This window comes from Rhodococcus sp. NPDC057014, assembly GCF_042673295.1.
Classification (GTDB): Bacteria; Actinomycetota; Actinomycetes; order Mycobacteriales; family Mycobacteriaceae; genus Rhodococcus_F.
Genome location: NZ_JBHUSF010000569.1, coordinates 1 through 2593, shown reverse-complemented (window position 1 = coordinate 2593; position 2593 = coordinate 1). Strand labels below are relative to the sequence as shown.

The window sequence follows — 2593 nt, the reverse complement described above, 5'->3', positions numbered from 1 at the left end:
GACAAGTTGCGCCGCGAGGCGGGCCCGGTCTTCGGGCATCTGCGTCTGCTCGGCCAGGTCGACGACGCCGAGAAGGCGTCGGCGCTGCGGAGCGCCGACGTGTACTGCGCCCCCAACCTCGGCGGTGAGAGTTTCGGCATCGTGCTGGTGGAGGCGATGGCCGCCGGAGCGGCCGTCGTCGCGAGCGAACTGGACGCGTTCCGCCGGGTCCTGCGGGACGGCCAGGCGGGCGTGCTGGTGCCGGTGGGGGATGCGGCGGCGCTCGCCGCCGGGATCGACTCGGTGCTCGGCGACCCGGAGCACAGCGCCGCGCTCACCGACGTCGGCCGCACGGTGGTCACCGAATACGACTGGCCGGTGGTGGCCGAGCAGATCCTGCGCGTCTACGAGACGGTCACCGTCGGCCGCGACGGCGTCCGGGAGGTCGGCTCGTGACGCTCTCCGCCCTCACGATCCTGGTTCTCGCGCTGGTCGCGGCCGTCGTCCTCGCGATCGGCCTGTGGGCGTACGGCACGGCGAACCGTCTCGACCGCCTGCACGTCCGCTCCGACCTGTCCTGGCAGGCCCTCGACGCGGCCCTCGCCCGCCGGGCGGTGGTCGTCCGCGCGGCGGCCGCGGCGATGGACCCACCCGACGGCAGGTCGCTGGCCGCGCTGGCGGCCAGGGCCGAACGGTCGGATCGGGCCGACCGGGAGATCGCCGAGAACGCGTTGTCCAGCGCACTCTCGTCGCTGGACCCGGACACCCTGCGCCCCCAGCTGGTGGCGGAACTCGCCGATGCCGAGGCGCGGGTGCTGATCGCCCGCCGATTCCACAACGACGCCGTCCGCGACACCCTCGCCCTGCGCACCCGGCGGCCCGTCCGGTGGCTGCACCTCGGCGGCACGGCCCCGCTGCCGACGTACTTCGAGATCACCGAACGCTCGTCCGCCGCCGCGGTCACCAAGGGCCTGTCCCTCGACTCCGTCAGGACGTCCGCCCGGGTGGTGCTGCTCGACGGTGACGGCCGGGTGCTGCTGCTGCGGGGACACGACCCCACCGTCCCCGACATCTACTACTGGTTCACGATCGGCGGCGCCGTCGAGAAGGGCGAGAACCTGCGGGCGGCCGCGGTCCGGGAGATCGCCGAGGAGACCGGGCACACCGCATCACCCGAGTCGCTGCGCGGACCGATGTGGCGCCGGGTGGCGATCTTCTCCTGGAACGGGCAGCTCATCCGCTCCGAGGAGCTGTTCTTCGCGTTGCGCACCGACGGGTTCGAGCCGCACCACGGCGGCTTCACCGAACTCGAGAGCCGCACCATCACCGGTCACCGGTGGTGCACCGCGGACACGGTGCGGGACCTGGCGGCGGCGGGCGAAGCCGTGTACCCGCACGACCTCGCGGATCTCCTCGACGAGGCCGAAGCGGTCGCCGTTGCCGACGACGACCCCGAGGTGCGCGCGATCACCTGAGCCGCCCGCAGGTCCGGAGAAAGCCAGCAATCGCGGACTGGCTACGGAAGTGGACTGGCGTTCGTCCTAGAATCGGGTACTGCAGCGTGAAACGTTCTCGCTCACGCATGCCGCTATCGCAACCAATCCACGCCACACCTCAGGAGTTCGCTGTGAGCACCCCCGACACCACCCCCACCACCGGTACGGCGCGCGTCAAGCGCGGCATGGCCGAGATGTTGAAGGGCGGGGTCATCATGGACGTCGTCACCCCCGACCAGGCGAAGATCGCCGAGGATGCCGGTGCCGTCGCGGTGATGGCACTCGAGCGGGTGCCCGCGGACATCCGCGCCCAGGGCGGCGTGTCCCGGATGAGTGACCCGGACATGATCGACGGCATCATCTCCGCCGTCTCGATCCCGGTGATGGCCAAGGCCCGGATCGGGCACTTCGTCGAGGCGCAGATCCTGCAGTCGCTCGGTGTCGACTACATCGACGAGTCGGAGGTCCTGACGCCCGCCGACTACGCCAACCACATCGACAAGTGGAAGTTCACCGTTCCGTTCGTCTGTGGTGCCACCAATCTCGGTGAGGCCCTGCGCCGCATCACCGAGGGTGCGGCGATGATCCGCTCGAAGGGTGAGGCCGGCACCGGCGACGTGTCCAATGCGACCACCCACATGCGCACCATCGGCGGGGAGATCCGCCGGTTGACGTCGCTGAGCGAGGACGAGCTGTACGTGGCGGCCAAGGAGCTGCAGGCCCCGTACGATCTGGTCGTCGAGGTCGCCAAGGCCGGGAAGTTGCCGGTCACCATGTTCACCGCCGGTGGCATCGCCACCCCGGCGGACGCGGCGATGATGATGCAGCTCGGCGCGGAGGGTGTGTTCGTCGGATCCGGCATCTTCAAGTCGGGCAACCCGGCCGAGCGCGCCGCGGCGATCGTCAAGGCGACCACGTTCTTCGACGACCCGGACGTTCTCGCGAAGGTGTCCCGCGGGCTGGGCGAGGCGATGGTCGGCATCAACGTCGACGACATCCCCGTCCCGCACCGGCTCGCCGAACGCGGCTGGTGATCCCCGCGCTCGAGCACTGATCGAGCGTCGGCGCCCCCGGCACTGCTCTTCCGCTCGCACCGCACGAGGCCCCCACCGGGGCCC

At 71.0% G+C, this 2593-nt stretch carries 3 protein-coding genes; all 3 read left to right on the top strand.

Annotation, left to right across the window (positions count from 1 at the left end):
- A partial coding sequence (locus ACFTZB_RS44895) for a glycosyltransferase (RefSeq protein ID WP_378442361.1) occupies positions 1-435 on the top strand: 435 nt, incomplete at its 5' end.
- The gene (locus ACFTZB_RS44890) at positions 432-1454 is read left to right on the top strand and encodes an NUDIX domain-containing protein (protein ID WP_378442359.1); all 1023 of its coding nucleotides are present in this window, start codon (positions 432-434) and stop codon (positions 1452-1454) included. The genes ACFTZB_RS44895 and ACFTZB_RS44890, both read left to right, overlap by 4 nt.
- A gap of 152 nt (positions 1455-1606) precedes the next feature.
- Positions 1607-2509 carry a pyridoxal 5'-phosphate synthase lyase subunit PdxS gene (gene pdxS / locus ACFTZB_RS44885; RefSeq protein ID WP_015890540.1) on the top strand — a complete coding sequence of 301 codons (903 nt, stop codon included), beginning with the start codon at positions 1607-1609 and terminating at the stop codon, positions 2507-2509.
- The last annotated feature ends 84 nt before the right edge of the window (positions 2510-2593 follow it).